This is a genomic window from Shewanella sp. NKUCC05_KAH (assembly GCF_019345585.1).
GTDB classification, from domain to species: domain Bacteria; phylum Pseudomonadota; class Gammaproteobacteria; order Enterobacterales; family Shewanellaceae; genus Shewanella; species Shewanella oncorhynchi.
Genome location: NZ_JAHKQZ010000025.1, coordinates 32,308 through 48,566 on the forward strand (window position 1 = coordinate 32,308; position 16,259 = coordinate 48,566).

General features: G+C 44.9%; 17 protein-coding genes. 7 read left to right on the top strand and 10 right to left on the bottom strand.

The window, feature by feature from the left end; translation table 11 throughout:
- Window positions 1-60: 60 nt before the first annotated feature.
- Window positions 61-1,101, bottom strand: a complete 1,041-nt coding sequence (locus KO533_RS19485) for an HDOD domain-containing protein (protein ID WP_219255767.1) — start codon at window positions 1,099-1,101, stop codon at window positions 61-63.
- Window positions 1,102-1,434: 333 nt separating this feature from the next.
- On the opposite strand from KO533_RS19485, the gene KO533_RS19490 reads away from it, so the two are divergent.
- Entirely contained in the window at window positions 1,435-2,355 is a 921-nt protein-coding gene (locus KO533_RS19490) for a biotin-dependent carboxyltransferase family protein (RefSeq protein WP_113941408.1), read from the top strand.
- A gap of 90 nt (window positions 2,356-2,445) precedes the next feature.
- Here KO533_RS19490 and KO533_RS19495 read toward each other — a convergent pair whose 3' ends face one another.
- From KO533_RS19495 to KO533_RS19510, 4 genes are read right to left on the bottom strand one after another with little or no spacing between them, the layout of a single operon-like run.
- Entirely contained in the window at window positions 2,446-2,781 is a 336-nt protein-coding gene (locus KO533_RS19495; protein ID WP_198573716.1) for a c-type cytochrome, read from the bottom strand.
- Window positions 2,778-3,161, bottom strand: a complete 384-nt coding sequence (locus KO533_RS19500) for a cytochrome C (RefSeq protein ID WP_219255768.1) — start codon at window positions 3,159-3,161, stop codon at window positions 2,778-2,780. Before KO533_RS19500 ends, KO533_RS19495 begins: the two co-directional genes overlap by 4 nt.
- Window positions 3,161-4,387, bottom strand: a complete 1,227-nt coding sequence (locus tag KO533_RS19505; protein WP_219255769.1) for a sulfite oxidase — start codon at window positions 4,385-4,387, stop codon at window positions 3,161-3,163. Before KO533_RS19505 ends, KO533_RS19500 begins: the two co-directional genes overlap by 1 nt.
- Window position 4,388: 1 nt before the next feature.
- A complete protein-coding gene (locus tag KO533_RS19510; RefSeq protein ID WP_212601140.1) occupies window positions 4,389-4,691 on the bottom strand; it encodes a cytochrome C in 303 nt (100 codons plus the stop codon).
- 240 nt (window positions 4,692-4,931) lie between these two features.
- On the opposite strand from KO533_RS19510, the gene KO533_RS19515 reads away from it, so the two are divergent.
- The gene (locus tag KO533_RS19515) at window positions 4,932-5,594 is read left to right on the top strand and encodes a glutathione S-transferase family protein (protein WP_219255770.1); all 663 of its coding nucleotides are present in this window, start codon (window positions 4,932-4,934) and stop codon (window positions 5,592-5,594) included.
- A gap of 110 nt (window positions 5,595-5,704) precedes the next feature.
- On the opposite strand, the gene gyrB is transcribed toward KO533_RS19515, so the two are convergent.
- Genes gyrB through dnaA form a run of 5 tightly spaced genes read right to left on the bottom strand, consistent with a single transcriptional unit; the run spans window position 5,705 to window position 11,931 of the window.
- Window positions 5,705-8,122, bottom strand: a complete 2,418-nt coding sequence (gene gyrB, locus KO533_RS19520; RefSeq protein ID WP_219255771.1) for a DNA topoisomerase (ATP-hydrolyzing) subunit B — start codon at window positions 8,120-8,122, stop codon at window positions 5,705-5,707.
- A gap of 16 nt (window positions 8,123-8,138) precedes the next feature.
- Window positions 8,139-9,221: a DNA replication/repair protein RecF gene (gene recF, locus KO533_RS19525; protein WP_219255772.1), complete on the bottom strand. Its 1,083-nt coding sequence runs from the start codon at window positions 9,219-9,221 to the stop codon at window positions 8,139-8,141.
- On the bottom strand, window positions 9,218-9,448 hold the full coding sequence (locus KO533_RS19530; RefSeq protein ID WP_219255773.1) for a hypothetical protein: 231 nt from the start codon (window positions 9,446-9,448) through the stop codon (window positions 9,218-9,220). Before KO533_RS19530 ends, recF begins: the two co-directional genes overlap by 4 nt.
- Window positions 9,423-10,523 carry a DNA polymerase III subunit beta gene (gene dnaN, locus KO533_RS19535; RefSeq protein ID WP_105250803.1) on the bottom strand — a complete coding sequence of 367 codons (1,101 nt, stop codon included), beginning with the start codon at window positions 10,521-10,523 and terminating at the stop codon, window positions 9,423-9,425. The genes KO533_RS19530 and dnaN overlap by 26 nt, the downstream gene beginning before the upstream one ends.
- A gap of 19 nt (window positions 10,524-10,542) precedes the next feature.
- Window positions 10,543-11,931, bottom strand: coding sequence for a chromosomal replication initiator protein DnaA (gene dnaA, locus KO533_RS19540; RefSeq protein ID WP_113941415.1), 1,389 nt, complete (start codon window positions 11,929-11,931; stop codon window positions 10,543-10,545).
- A 445-nt stretch (window positions 11,932-12,376) separates the two neighbouring features.
- Between dnaA and rpmH the strand changes: the two genes are divergently transcribed.
- The 5 genes from rpmH to mnmE all read left to right on the top strand — a co-directional run bounded on the left by rpmH (window position 12,377) and on the right by mnmE (window position 16,207).
- Window positions 12,377-12,514 (top strand): 50S ribosomal protein L34, encoded by a 138-nt coding sequence (rpmH, locus tag KO533_RS19545; protein WP_006083827.1) that lies wholly within the window; start codon window positions 12,377-12,379, stop codon window positions 12,512-12,514.
- A gap of 15 nt (window positions 12,515-12,529) precedes the next feature.
- On the top strand, window positions 12,530-12,886 hold the full coding sequence (gene rnpA / locus KO533_RS19550) for a ribonuclease P protein component (protein WP_105250802.1): 357 nt from the start codon (window positions 12,530-12,532) through the stop codon (window positions 12,884-12,886).
- Complete coding sequence (yidD, locus tag KO533_RS19555) at window positions 12,853-13,107, top strand: membrane protein insertion efficiency factor YidD (RefSeq protein WP_006083829.1); 255 nt, start codon at window positions 12,853-12,855, stop codon at window positions 13,105-13,107. The genes rnpA and yidD overlap by 34 nt, the downstream gene beginning before the upstream one ends.
- A gap of 3 nt (window positions 13,108-13,110) precedes the next feature.
- A complete protein-coding gene (gene yidC / locus KO533_RS19560; protein WP_105250801.1) occupies window positions 13,111-14,739 on the top strand; it encodes a membrane protein insertase YidC in 1,629 nt (542 codons plus the stop codon).
- 106 nt (window positions 14,740-14,845) lie between these two features.
- The gene (gene mnmE, locus KO533_RS19565; RefSeq protein ID WP_131524518.1) at window positions 14,846-16,207 is read left to right on the top strand and encodes a tRNA uridine-5-carboxymethylaminomethyl(34) synthesis GTPase MnmE; all 1,362 of its coding nucleotides are present in this window, start codon (window positions 14,846-14,848) and stop codon (window positions 16,205-16,207) included.
- The last annotated feature ends 52 nt before the right edge of the window (window positions 16,208-16,259 follow it).

The following is a 16,259-nucleotide window of genomic DNA, read 5'->3' on the forward strand; positions in this document are numbered from 1 at the left end:
GCTACATAGCGCGTTTTTTATTGTCCTGATTTCTTATACCACAAGTATTAAATTGCCCAATCAGAACTGCAGCAGTTTTTGATGTAAGCCATCAAATTGGGCATGATCCAAGTTAACTTGCTGCAGTAAATTCGTCAGTATCTCAGGGGATAATTGCCCTGCTTGATGCAGCATAGAAATCTCGCTGATCACATTCGCCCGCCACACCACAGCGGCGAGCCCCGCTTGCGGGCGCGAGTTTACACTGGCAAGCTTGTCTAATTCTGTTTCAAAGGTATTGGGTAACTGCCAATGCTTAGCAAGCAATGAACTCAAGGTTAACGATTTCGTCGTCATCACTTGTCTAAATAATCCAGAATTAGGCTGTTCTCCCGGCTCTGCCTGTACAAATGCATCGAGGAGCATTTTAAAAATGGCCAACTTGCCGACATCGTGTAATAGGCCCAATAAAAAAGCCGTATCTTGATCTTCATCGCTTAACTCACTGGCGAGAAAAGCAACCTGCATCGAATGGCGCCAAATTTCTGCCCCAAAACGACGGAAATAGATTGGTTTGATATCCAACATTTCACGCACTAAACAAGTGGTGACAAATTTTCTCAACTGTTCGCGGCCAAGCTGTACCAAAGCCTGCTGTAAACTGGTGATATCCCTATCGCTACGTTTAAACGCGGGAGAATTACACAGCTTAAGCACCTCAATACTCAATAAAGGATCTCGCTCGATAAGCGCTAATAGATCCTTAATATCAAATTGTGGGTCGGCCAATTTACGATCTAACTCCAATACCTTTGACGGCAGCTTTAACACTTTTTCGGCGATGACTTGTGGCGACGCTAAGGCCTGCTCTATCTCAGCCATGACTCTACGTTCAAGATTATTCGCTACACCGCCAGTGTCCTTAACCCGTGTCGGAAATAACAAACTATAAAAGAGTGCAGATAAATCGACAGATACCACGCTAATATCTTCAAGAGATTTAGCTGGCTTTCGCGCAGGTTCAAGCGACTTACCTAAGTCCGTCGTTGAAAAACTTTTGGGTCTCTCAACGGTCGCCGTATCACGAATATTAAAGAGTTTGTTAAAAAGTGATTTAATCAAGAAGCATCAACCTGTCATTATAAATAATTGTTAAAAAGTCAGTTAAATATTGCCCATCATAAATCCATTTTGATCAGCTCAAGCCATGTATTAAGGCATTGTAGAGAGGCTAATACTTAGCTTAAGTGTAACATATTCAATTCATTTCGGACTTCTTCTATCCCACCATCACTGCTTTTACAAAGACAATCTTGGTTACAAGTTGAAACCTCAAAAAACTTACATTTCAGCATCATTTAACTGACAATATGCCTACCATTCCTAAAGGGATACATATTTTGTCTCCCTTTAAGTGATTAACAATCTACTCGCGAGCTAACAACGGAAAATTTGATGATCGAGGTAATAAAAGCGGGTGCACTAACCACAGTTCAAGATATCGGACGCATGGGATATCGACATTTAGGCGTAACCCAAGCTGGTGCCTTAGATAGACCTGCACTGTGTTTAGCAAACCGCCTACTCTCAAATCCAGACAATACACCCGTACTGGAATTGACCTTCGGACAATCGATTTTTTTGTTTAAACGCGATGCTTGGATTGCCTTAACCGGTGCCGATTTCGATGCCCGCATAGACAATAAACCCATAGTTTGCGGCTGGCGTTACTCCATTAAGGCAGGACAAAAACTCAGTCTTAGAGGGGGAAATAAAGGCATGCGTGCCTATGTTGCGGTTGACGGCGGCGTTAAAGTGCCGCTAGTGATGGATTCTGCTGCAACTGATTTAACCTCAGGTATCGGTGGATTTCATGGCCGCGCATTAGAAGCTGGCGATAACCTGACCTTAGGTTCCGCTCATCCACTAAGAAGGCAAGTTGGCGCAATTCAAAAAAGTTGGAATGGGCATATTCGCGCACTCGCAACAAAGCACACCCAAGCCTTCTCGTTGAAATCTCAGCAAATATTCTGGCAAACACAGTGGCAACTTTCGGCAGAAAGCAATCGTGCAAGTGCAATACTCAACGGGGAAATATTGACCTTAGCAAAACCATTTCCCATTCAATCACATACAGTCAAGCCAGGAGTCATTCAAGTGTCAGCTTCAGGGCAACCTTTAGTGTTACTTGCCGATGCTAAGACCACCAGCAATCATCCTCAAATCGCCGTGATTATTGAAGCCGATCTGTGGAAACTCGCGCAAACTCGCCCAGGGCAGACAGTTAAATTCGAATTGGTTGACGATGAACAAGCCGCAACGGCGCAAGCAGAATGGCATGACTACTTCTATCGCTTACAACGCAGTCTAGGTTAACAGGCCGCTTAATCATCGCGGCCAAGAAACATCATCCCGCATTCCTAGCAAGCCACATTCGACTTCATTCAAATAGTCCCCACAATAATGCTAATTCGCACTTAGGTTCGGTGTAACTTGCTGGCTATAAAACAGCGCCACATCTTGTAATTGCTCAGAGCTTAACGCGCTGACTTGTGATTGCATCAAAGGATCGAGTCGTAAACCGGTTTTAAAATCGACGAGCTGTTTATTAAGATAAGCTAATTTTTGTCCCTTTAAGTTTGGGAATTGCTTGGCCATAGCGATCACCGCATTGCCATGGCATGACTCACACTGTGCCGTAGCCAATGCCTGACCTCGCTCTATATCTGCTTGATAAACCTCTCCATTAACCTCTGTAGATAAGCCACATAGCGCAATTAAACTTATGATAATCGCTTTCATTTTGGCTCCTTAGGGAAAGGGTTAACTAGCACAGGCTGCAGGCTCGGTTCTAAAGGTAGACGTCTGAAGATCGTCATATCCATTTCAGCCTGCCCATAATGAGTGCTTAGATAACTCAAGGTGGGCTCCCAAGTATCCGACAAGTCCCATAAACCCTGAGTGTCTATCATCCACTGCAAAGTCTCTTTCCAAAAGGCTTTATCGCCGTGGTTTTGCACGACTATCATACTGGTATGGCAGGCATTACATTGATAGTTCACTAACTCCCAACCAGGAGCCATGATCAAACCCGATTTAGGGTCCACTGGATACTCAGCGGCTAGCGAAATACTGGATGCTACTAGCCCAAGCAATATCAGTTTATTGATATGCGACTTCATCACACCACCCTAACGGCAATACGGTGGCAGCCGTTAAACATATATCCCTTAGGATTCCATTGCGGTTGTACGACTGGCTGACTATCACCTTCACTATCGGTTGCTTTGGCCCAGATTTCATAATAGCCCTGCGACGGTAATTGCAATTCAATCTTCCATTGCTGCCATGCTGTTATGTTTTTAGGTTTTTCTAATTCAGCGGCAAACCAACGGGTGCCATAATCGTAGCTTACTTCCACCTTAACCACTTCCCGCAATCCCGCCCAAGCATGGCCTGCGATAGTAATCTTTTGACCCACAGCTAATTCGGTTCCAGATTGGGGTTGAGTGATCAATGACTTCACTATCATTTCTTCAATGATTTTATAGTCTTTATCATCAACGGACTCACCTGGCGCTATAGGATATTTAGGGAGTTGATACGCTGGTGCTTCCATTTTATGTCCATCATGGACTTTATTACGCACACTGATCCCCGTCGCCGCTTTTTGCGAAACGGAGCCTGGCCGTCCACCAAACACAATACGTAAGGGATATCCATGTAAATACGGAATGTCCTCACCGTTCATCGACCATGCAATAAGCCCAAGCTCTTCGAGCGCCGCCTTTATTGGTACGCCGCGTGAAATAGCCTCACCTTTGCCGCTCAAATGCCGATCAACACCGTGGTGGCCTGTATAAACAGCATCAGCTTTAATACCACAATCCTTAAGCACATCACTCACTAAGACACCTGTCCACTCGGAGCAAAATACGCCAGCATTATTCCATTGATTGCCTTTAGTGCTAGGAAAGAAGCCAGAGCGACTATTACCACCACATTCAATCAGTAACTGTAATGTGTAATGCTTAAAGCGGCGCTTGAGCTCATCGATTGTGTAGGTTTTCGGAGTAGCAACGGACTCGCCATCCACTTTAAAAGTCCAAGTCTTAGCATCCAGCACCTTAAAATCAGGCACTATGCCATTCCAACGGATAAACGATGCATCGGCAGGCGTCACAGCAGGAGCGAGCTTATGCTCCGGCGGAAACGCATTCAGTGGATGAGTGTTTAACACTTTGAAATAACTAGGCAAGTCCTCTGCCTTAGTCCAAGTTAATGCTGATATATCCAGAGGAGTGACGGCTGCGGGAAGCTGATCGGCAAATACCCACTTAACGGGTAAAGCTGATAACACAGACGTCGCTACCGCACCTTTAATAAAAACCCGACGATTAAGATCCATGTTATTTATCCTTTCCGAGGTAAAAGTAATCCGCCATCAGCTGCATATCAGCCTCAGTCAAGAGTTGGGCGACTTTAGTCATAGTGGGATCTTGGCGATCCCCCGCCTTAAAGGCTCGCAGTTGCTTCAATAGGTATTCTGAGTTTTGCCATTCAATGTTAGGAATATGCTCAAAACGACTCACACCGGACTCGCCATGACAGGCCTTACACATATTCAATAACTTATTTGCCTCATCGGCGTTTGCCACCGCCGATAGCATAAAAATCAGTGCACTTACGGGGTAAATCACTCGCTGCCACATCCATTTATCTCGCCAATTAGCCTTCATCTCGACAGAATCCATCGAACAAAGTAATTAAGATATGGTTAAATTATCTCAATGCTGTGAGTCGTTTAAATTCAATAAAAGTGACTCGTAAGCTCAAGAGAAATGACGCGTATTAGCGGATGTAGAAAGGGTAAAATATTCATTAGTCATAGGTGAAATGAGTCCATATAGTAGCTTTGCAGAAACACTCGGCATTTCACTCAAGGACAAACAATGGATCTTTATATTGGCAATAAAAACTACTCTAGCTGGTCACTGCGAGCTTGGTTAATGGCCGCAAAATCTGGCGTAGCGTTCAACGAAGTATTACTGCAACTCGATACCAACAGCTTCTATCAGCAACTCAAAGCCATTTCGCCGACGTTAAAAGTACCGACATTAGTCGATGGCGGCATTACGGTATGGGATTCACTATCAATTTGTGAATACCTCAACGACACCTATCTTGCTGGTAGCGCATGGCCGCAAGATCCTAAACAAAAAGCCAAGGCTAGATCGATTGCCAGTGAAATGCATTCAGGCTTTAATGCCGTGCGTAACGCTCTACCAATGAACATACGCGCGAGGCGCTATGTTGAGCTCACTGATGCGGTCCGCAAAGACATTGAGCGCATCGATGCGATTTGGTCTGCACAGATGGCCGAGTTTGCCCCATCACATGCCGAAGGTACTTGGTTATTTGGCCAATGGTCGATTGCCGACATGATGTTTGCCCCTGTGGTTATGCGTTTTCTTACCTACGATATTGAAGTCTCGCAGGCAAGCCGTGCCTATATGCAGCATGTGATCAGCTGTCCGGAAATGCAGGCGTGGATTAATGCGGCTAAAGCAGAAACTGAAATTGTTGCAGCGGATGAAGCGGGTATTGATCGATAAAGAGATAAATCATAGAGATAAAAAAGGGAAAGCCTTGGCTTTCCCTTAATCATTCAAGTACTAACGCGAGTCTTAACACGCATTACACGTCTAATATTATACATCTAGCATTAAACGTCTAAGTTAGCCACGTTCAATGCGTTCGCTTCGATGAACTCACGACGAGGTTCAACTTGATCACCCATCAAACAAGTGAACAACTGATCGGCACCCACAGCATCATCAATCGTGACTTGCAACATACGGCGTGATTCAGGATCCATTGTAGTTTCCCACAATTGCTCAGGGTTCATCTCACCCAATCCTTTATAACGTTGAATGTATAAGCCGCGTTTGGCTTCAGAAATTGTCCAATCTAGCGCTTCGAGGAAGCTGCCGACTTCTTTAACACGATCGCCGCGTTGTACATAGCCGCCTTCTTCAATCATGCCATCTAACGCCGCACCTAACTTACCGATACGTTGATAATCGCTTGATTGGAAGAAGTCATAAGTAAACAGATAGTTAGTATCGATACCGTGCTTACGAATGGTGATCTTAGGCAGATACACTTTACGCTCAGGATCGAGAATCGGCTCAGCAGAATACAGTACACCGCTGTTTTCCATTTCCACCAGCTCATGGATAAAGGCATCGATCCACTCTTTCATCTTGCCTTCATCGGCCAACATCTCGTTGGTGATCATTGGGTGGTAAAGCATACGGTTAGTAATGTGCGTTGGATAGCGCTGCTCTAAACGAGTCACAATGGCTTCCACTTCACGATACTGAGTCACTAAACGCTCTAACGGCTCACCTGACATACCAATCGCACCTTGCGTTGGATACACAACAGTGCCATCCAATGCTTGAGTCGTGAGGTATTGAGTCAATGCTGGCTCATCTTTCAAATACTGTTCTTGCTTGCCCTTTTTCACTTTAAATAAAGGCGGTTGAGCAATATACACATAACCACGTTCAATCAATTCAGGCATTTGACGGAAGAAGAAGGTCAACAGCAAAGTACGAATGTGCGAGCCGTCGACGTCAGCATCCGTCATGATGATGATGTTGTGATAACGGGTTTTATCTGGGTTATATTCGTCGCGACCAATACCACAGCCAAGTGCCGTGATCAGTGTGGCCACTTCTTGAGAAGACAACATCTTATCGAAGCGGGCCTTCTCAACGTTTAGAATTTTACCTTTCAGTGGCAAAATCGCTTGGTTCTTACGGTTACGTCCCTGCTTAGCACTACCGCCAGCAGAGTCACCTTCCACTATGTAAATTTCTGAAAGACCAGGATCTTTTTCTTGGCAATCGGCCAGCTTACCTGGCAAACCACCTAAATCGAGTGCGCCTTTACGACGGGTCATTTCACGAGCTTTACGCGCCGCTTCACGGGCACGGGCAGCATCGACAATCTTACCGACGATCAACTTCGCATCAGCTGGGTTTTCCAGCAGATAATCGTTCAGCTTCTCACCCATGGTTTGTTCAACCGCGGTTTTCACTTCACTAGAAACCAGTTTGTCTTTGGTTTGCGAGCTGAACTTTGGATCTGGCACTTTAACAGAGATAACGGCAGTCAAGCCTTCGCGGGCATCGTCGCCAGTCGCGCTGGTTTTGCCTTTTTTGTTATAGCCTTCGTTTTCCATGTAGCTGTTGAGGTTACGTGTCAACGCACTACGGAAACCGACTAAGTGAGTACCACCATCACGCTGTGGGATGTTGTTGGTAAAACAGAAAATATTTTCCTGATAACCGTCATTCCACTGCATAGCCACTTCAACGGTAATGCCATCTTCACGTTCTTGCATAAAGTGGAATACATCTTTGTTGACTGGCGTTTTATTACGGTTCAGGTAATCGACGAATGCGCTAATCCCGCCTTCGTATTTGAAAAATTCATTTTTATTGTCGCGTTCATCAACCAGACGAATACCCACGCCTGAGTTAAGGAAAGACAGTTCACGCACACGCTTTGCCAGAATTTCAAAGTGAAACTCAACATCGCTGAAGGTATCTTCACTTGGCCAAAAACGGATTTCAGTACCGGTTTTGGTTGCATCACCAATCTCTTTGATCGGCGCATCAGGCACACCGTGAGTATAAAACTGCTCGTATACTTTGCCAGCACGACGAATGGTCATTTGCAGCTTTTTAGATAAAGCGTTTACAACCGATACACCCACGCCGTGGAGACCGCCAGACACTTTATAGGAGTTATCGTCGAACTTACCGCCGGCATGCAATACCGTCATAATAACTTCTGCCGCCGATACGCCTTCTTCCTCATGGATAGAGACCGGAATACCACGGCCGTCATCCTTAACAGAAACCGAACCATCTACATGGATAGTAATCGTAATATCGCTACAGTGGCCGGCTAAGGCTTCATCGATAGAGTTATCGACTACTTCGAACACCATATGATGTAGACCCGTACCGTCGTCGGTGTCACCAATATACATCCCAGGTCTCTTACGTACTGCATCAAGGCCCTTAAGGACCTTAATACTCGAAGAATCGTAACTATTCTCTGACATATTATTCTCTCAATGGTTATTCAATTACCGTTACACGTCCCTGTTCCACATGAAACATCCTACTGGGAGGCGTGTGTAACGAATCGACTATTGCAGCAGGATCAATGGCGGTCACAAAAACTTGTGCTCCGGTATCCGTTAACTGCTTAAGCAATAGCTGCCTATGCTGTGCATCCAACTCGGACGGAAGATCGTCCACAAGATAAATACTGTTTTTATCTATTTGTTGTTTGAGCAACTTTCCCTGTGCAATACGCAGTGCACAGACTAATAATTTCAATTGACCACGGGACAGGGCATCCTGCGCCGGCAAAGTGCCTACACGAAGTCTAAGGTCAGCTTTATGGGGACCGCTGACGGTATGACCTGTGGCCAAATCTCTGGAATATTGGTTTTCGAGTAGTTCTGCAAAATCCGTTTTACTATCCCAGCCGCGCGTAAATGAAACCTTCACATCTACACTCGGTAAAAACTCCCCGATTATACCCTTAAGTAGCTCATTTAACGAGTCTACATAATGGTTTCGTATTTCGGTGACCTGCTCGGCATAGCGCACAAACTCTTGATCCCAAAATTGAATATGACTGTAAGCCGAACCGTTTCTAAGCAATTGATTTCTTTGCTTAAGAACGCGACGAACATTCGTCCAAGCGCCATAAAACTGTGGGTCAGCATGAAATGCGCCCCAATCGATAAATTGTCGACGGGATTTTGGGCCTTCAAACAGTAAAGAAAAGCTTTCAGGTGTGATCACTTGAATAGGTAAAGCTTCGGCTAAGGTCGACAGACGTTTGACTTTTTCGCCGTCGATTTTCACTTCCGTCTCACCATTGCGAAATCGGCGTAAACCAATTTTACTGTCACCGCGCGCTAAATTTAAAGTCGCAAATAGCGTTAATTTATCGTCATCGTGATTAATCACTCGTTGGGATAAATGACTGCGAAACGAGCGCCCCATACCGAGGAAATAAATGGCTTCTAAAATACTGGTTTTTCCGCTGCCATTTTGACCATAAATCACGTTAATCCCAGATGCTGGGATTAACTGTGCGGACTGAATGTTGCGAAACGCTTCGATATTGAGACGGGTCAGGCTCATGCATTACTCATTAAGCCGCGTAAACGGCGTAGGCAAGGATTCATAGCACTTAACGAGCAACTCAATCGCTGCCACAGGCTAAGACTATCGGTAAATGAGTGAAGGAATGGCCAATGCTGTGCATTAAACACTGTGCCGCCGTTAAGCGGCATAGACATCGAAGACAGAGGTACAGACACGGGTAACGTAAAAATCGATGGTTTATAAGCGCATCGGCATAACCACATACATGGAATCTTCTTCCAAATGGTTTTCGATTAGGGCGCTGGAGTTACCATCAATGAGTGTGATACGCACATCATCGGACTTAAGGTTGTTGAGCACGTCCAGTAAGTAACTGACGTTAAAACCAATTTCTAAGGCCTGATTGTTGTATTCCACATCAATGATTTCTTCCGCTTCTTCCTGTTCAGGATTATTAGCGGTGATCTTGAGCAGACCATTTTCGAGTTGAATACGCACACCACGGAATTTTTCATTGGATAAAATAGAAGCCCGCGTCAGCGCTTGCTTCAGGTGATTACGACTCGCAATCACAATTTTATCACCGCCCTTTGGCAATACACGGCGATAATCAGGGAAGCGACCATCGACTAATTTACTGGTAAATACTGTGTTAGCCGTAGTAGCACGAATAGCATTATCACCAATAGCAATGGTGATATCGAGATCGTCAGACTCCAATAAGCGCGCCATTTCAATTACGCCTTTACGGGGCACAATGACTTGTTTTTCCGGTAATTGTGCTTCAATCGTACGATGACTTAAGGCTAAACGATGACCGTCGGTCGCTATCGCACGCAAAACATTACCTTCTGTTTCAAACAATAATCCGTTGAGGTAATAGCGTACATCTTGGTTAGCCATCGAAAACTGCGTCGAGTCGATAATTGACTTCAACACGCCCTGCTTCAAGCTAAATTCAATCTCAGCTTGGAAGGCTTCAACATTGGGGTATTCTTCTGCGGGCAACGTCGCTAAGGAAAAACGGCTACGGCCTGAACGCAGCAACCATTTATTATCTTGTTGTTCGACTTTCAGTTCGCTTTGTTCTGGCAAAGACTTAACAATATCGAGCAGTTTCTTCGCCGGAACCGTAGTACGACCTTCTTCGATATCACCGTGAACCACAGCTTGGCCCACGAGTTCGACCTCTAAATCTGTACCAGTCAGCTTAAGTGAGTGACCACTTACTTCTACAAGGAGGTTAGACAAAATGGGCAAGTTATGGCGTCTTTCTACCGCACCACACACCAATTGCAACGGCTTTAATAGGGCATCCCTATCAATTGAGAATTTCATCGTGTCCAAATTCCTTGTTTTAAGAAGATAAGGTTCTAATCAAATTAGCATAATCTTCTTTAATGTCGTGGCTCTCTTCCCGTAGCTGAGCAATCTTACGACAGGCATGCAACACTGTGGTGTGATCTCGACCACCAAAAGCATCACCAATTTCCGGCAAGCTTTGGTTAGTTAATTCTTTGGATAACGCCATTGCCACTTGCCTTGGGCGTGCGACACTGCGTGAACGACGCTTAGACAACATATCAGCCATCTTGATCTTGTAGTATTCAGCTACGGTTTTCTGAATATTGTCTATAGTGACTAATTTTTCTTGAAGTGCCAAGAGGTCACGTAAGGCTTCACGAACAAAATCAATAGTAATTGGCCGACCCGTGAAGTTAGCGTTGGCGATAACGCGGTTTAATGCCCCTTCTAGCTCGCGTACGTTTGAACGTAAACGCTTAGCAATAAAGAAAGCCACTTCATCGGGTAAATTAATGCCGCTCTCTTGAGCTTTACGCATCAAGATCGCTACGCGGGTTTCTAACTCTGGTGGCTCAATAGCCACAGTTAAACCCCAACCGAAACGCGATTTCAATCTGTCTTCAACACCGTCGATCTCTTTTGGATAACGATCTGAAGTCAAAATAATTTGGTGATTCCCTTCAAGCAGCGCATTGAAGGTATGGAAGAATTCTTCTTGGGATCTGTCTTTATTGGCAAAGAATTGAATGTCATCGATAAACAAGGCATCAACACTACGGTAGTAACGTTTAAATTCTTCGATCGCATTGTTTTGTAGCGCTTTAACCATGTCCTGAACAAAACGCTCGGAATGCATGTAAACCACTTTGGCATTCGGATTATTTTTAATGATCCCGTTACCGACAGCGTGCAACAAGTGAGTCTTACCTAGACCTGTTCCGCCATATAAAAATAGTGGGTTATAAGCACCACCCGGATTTTCAGCCACTTGTAACGCCGCAGCCTTACCTAATTGGTTCGACTTACCTTCTACGAAGTTATCAAACTGGTAGCTAGGATTGATGTTACTGCGGTGATTCGCGTTCGCCATAGGCTCGGCTTGGACATTAAAAGTCGTGCCCACAGTCGCTTTCGTTTGAGTATTAGGTGCTCGCGTTGGCGCAATCGGTGCCGGTACACTTGGCTTTTTCGCCGAAGGACGACTACCTATATCGAAACGCAATTTAGGCGCGTCACTACCCATCTGCTCAGTAAAGAACTGATTAATGATATTGATGTACTTATCTCTGACCCAATCAAGCACGAAGCGGTTGGGCGCATAAAGCACCAGAGTATCTCCATCCATTTCGGCTTGTAACGGTCTGATCCACATACTGAACTGCTGAGCAGAAAGCTCATCTTGCAGTCGTCCGATACATTGTTGCCAAAGTGAAACAGCCACTTAGTTATCCCCAAAAGATCATCAAAAAAGAGGTGTATTCTATAGCGAGATCTCAAGGATCGCTATCCTTAAAAAATATTTATCCCCAGCGAGATCATTCTATGTGGATATCCTCGATCATCAAAGATCCAAAACGATCCTTTTATTCAGCACTAACCGCAAATCCTGCTTTATTAAGCGATCCACATTGATCTATAATGGCGCCCCTTCGATCGGCTCGAAGATCCCCTGCACTACTACATGTAGTGTCCGTACACAGAGTTATCCACATCTTATGGTGTATTCTGGGGATTGATCTAAGGATACGCTGGCAGAAATAAAGCACTTACTTACTTTCGTTGTTGACGTGACTAAGTATTGTGATTACAATTCGGCCTCTTTTTTGCCCTTACCTCTATCCTAGAGATAAGGATATGTTCACTAATAACAAAGACGGATTGCCATCATGAGTAAACGTACTTTTCAACCTAGCAACCTGAAGCGCAAGCGTTCTCACGGCTTCCGCGCTCGTATGGCTACTGTAGGCGGCCGTAAGGTGCTTGCACGTCGTCGTGCGAAAGGTCGCGCTCGTTTATCTGCTTAATAAGTGGGTAACTAGTTGACTAGCTATACCTTTTCGCGGGAGTTACGTTTGTTAACTCCCGCGCAATTTAAATCTGTATTTTCCAATCCCATCAAAGCATCTTCTGCTGAAATTACCTTGCTCGCTATTCCTAACACGGAACAACATCCGCGTATGGGCCTTACTGTTGCTAAACGCTATGTAAAACGCGCCAATCAACGTAACCGTATTAAGCGCGTGATCAGAGATAGTTTTCGCTTAAATCAACACGACATTCCTCATCTTGATATTGTTGTGCTTGTCAGAAATGGCGTGATGGAAATGGAAAACGCTGAAATCAACAAATTGATAGAAAAGCTATGGCGCAAACTCAGTCGCCGCTACAATGGCTAGCGACCACGTTAATTCGTGGCTATCAAGTATTCATAAGCCCTATACTGGGCCCTCGATGCCGTTTCAATCCCACCTGCTCTCACTACGCTATTGAAGCAATAAAAGTGCATGGAACCGCGAAAGGTTGTTGGTTTGCATTGAAACGCATATTAAAATGTCACCCTTTACATCCCGGCGGTAGTGATCCCGTCCCCCCTAAAAATGATAGGTGTAATAAATAGGCTATGGAATCTCAACGCAATATATTGCTCATAGGACTACTGTTTGTCAGCTTTTTGCTGTGGCAACAGTGGCAAGCAGACAAAGCTCCTAAACCCGTTGCAACCGAATCGTCCTTAGTGGCGAACGCGGCAAGCTCGCACAGTGCCGATGTTCCAGAAGCTGATACAGGTGTTCCTGCTGCAGCAGTTACTGCAAACAGCAAACTGATTACGGTAAAAACAGATCAGTTAGACATTCAGATCAATCCAGTGGGTGGTGACATCGTTTTTGCTGCGTTAGTTTCGCACAAAAAAGAACTAGAGAAAGATCAACCATTCGTATTGCTTGAGCAAACGAATGATTTCACTTATATCGCTCAAAGCGGCCTAATTGGTCGCGATGGTATCGATAGCAGCGCAAAAGGCCGTGCCGCATTTAGCACAACGGCAACTGAATATACCTTAGCCGAAGGCCAAGATACCTTAGAAGTACCGTTAACTTATATCGCTGACAATGGTGTGACTTACACTAAAGTGTTCGTATTCCATCGCGGTAAGTTCAACATAGATGTTGACTATAAAATCAACAACACTTCAGCAGCACCACTGCAAGTTCAGATGTACGGTCAGATTAAACAAACGATCAAGCCATCTGAAAGCAGCATGATGATGCCTACCTATCGTGGTGGTGCGTTCTCAACGAATGATGTGCGCTATGAAAAATACAACTTTGACGACATGGCCAAAAGTAACCTGAACCAAGCCACTTTAGGCGGTTGGGCAGCCATGTTACAACACTATTTCGTTTCAGCTTGGGTGCCACCCGCAACTGACAGCAACACTATTTTTTCTAGTGTCAGTGCTGGCGGTTTAGCTAATATTGGTTTCCGCGGCGCGGTATACGATATTGCACCTGGTGCCAGCCAAGAAATTAGCTCACAGTTCTATGTTGGTCCTAAGGATCAAGCGGCACTGTCAGCGATTTCTGAAACCTTAAATCTCGTGGTCGATTACGGTTTCTTATGGTGGTTAGCAGTTCCTATTCACTGGCTATTGATGTTCTATCAATCATTCGTCGGTAACTGGGGTGTGGCAATTATTCTGATCACGTTAACCGTTCGTGGTTTACTGTTCCCGCTGACAAAAGCGCAGTACACCTCAATGGCGAAGATGCGTAATCTGCAACCTAAGCTGACAGATTTGAAAGAACGCTTTGGTGATGACCGTCAAAAGATGGGTCAAGCCATGATGGAACTGTATAAGAAAGAAAAAGTTAACCCTATGGGTGGCTGTTTACCTATTATTTTACAGATGCCAATCTTCATTGCCTTATACTGGGTATTGCTAGAAAGCTTCGAATTACGTCATGCACCATTTATGCTGTGGATCCACGATTTATCGGTACAAGATCCTTACTACATACTGCCGCTGCTGATGGGCGTCTCTATGTTTGTAATGCAGAAGATGCAACCAATTGCGCCGACAATGGATCCAATGCAAGTGAAAATGATGCAATGGATGCCAGTAATCTTTACCGTATTCTTCCTGTGGTTCCCATCAGGTCTAGTACTGTACTGGTTAGTAGGTAACATAGTTGCCATCACGCAGCAGAAGATTATTTATGCAGGTCTTGAGAAAAAAGGCTTAAAATAAGCCCTACCTTTAGCAAAGCATAAAGTGAAAATAATACTAAAGGCGGCTAAATTAGCCGCCTTTTCCTTTACATGATTTGGTAGATATTAGTTTGGTGGGTATTTCCGTGACAACTGACACTATCGTGGCTCAAGCCACCGCGCCCGGACGTGGCGGCGTTGGCATCATCCGAATTTCAGGCAACAAGGCCAGTGATGTCGCTATGGCCGTATTGGGTCATCTTCCTAAAACAAGATATGCCGATTATTGCGACTTTAAAAGTGCAACAGGCCAAGTAATCGACCAAGGCATAGCGCTGTTTTTTAAAGGCCCCAATTCCTTTACTGGCGAAGATGTATTGGAGCTTCAAGGCCACGGCGGCCAAATCGTTCTAGACATGCTGATCAAACGTGTAATGGAAGTCGGTGGTATTCGAATAGCCAAACCCGGTGAGTTCAGCGAACAAGCCTTTATGAACGACAAGCTAGACTTAACCCAAGCCGAAGCGATTGCCGATCTTATCGATGCCACCAGTGAGCAAGCGGCTAAAAGCGCGCTGCAATCACTCCAGGGTGAATTTTCTAAGGAAGTCCATGAGCTGGTGGATCAAGTCACTAACCTACGTTTATATGTAGAAGCTGCGATTGATTTCCCCGATGAAGAAGTCGACTTTTTAAGTGATGGCAAAATTGCCAATGCACTCTATAAAATCATCGACAAACTCGACCTAGTGCAAGCCAGTGCTAAACAAGGTTCTATCATCCGCGAAGGCATGAAAGTCGTGATCGCGGGTCGTCCTAACGCCGGAAAATCCAGCTTATTAAACGCCTTAGCCGGTAAAGAATCGGCTATTGTTACCGAAATTGCCGGTACAACACGGGATGTATTACGCGAGCACATCCACTTAGATGGCATGCCGCTGCACATTATCGATACCGCAGGCCTACGTGATACGACAGATACCGTTGAACAAATTGGTATAGAACGCGCTTGGAATGAAATAAACAGTGCCGATCGGGTGTTATTTATGGTTGATGGCACCACCACAGCCGCCGTTAATCCCCATGATATTTGGCCTGACTTTGTCGATCGCCTGCCCTCAAATTTAGGTGTGACAGTGATCCGCAATAAAGCCGATCTCACTGGCGAAGACTTAATGATGACAGAGGAACAAGGTTATAGTGTTTACCGGATCTCGGCGAAAACGGGCTTAGGTGTTGAACAGTTAAAGCAGCATTTAAAATCACTCATGGGCTACCAGAGTAACCTCGAAGGTGGCTTTATCGCCCGGCGTCGTCACTTAGAAGCCCTTGAACTCGCCGCAAGCCATCTGCAATTGGGTAAAGAACAATTAGAAGTGTATCTAGCAGGAGAACTGCTGGCAGAAGAGTTACGCATGTGCCAATTAGCACTATCAGAAATAACTGGCCGCTTCACTTCTGACGATTTACTCGGCAAGATTTTCAGCTCTTTCTGTATTGGAAAATAACTAACCTTAATATTATTTCCAGATAAATCAGCCCATACAATATGGGCTGATT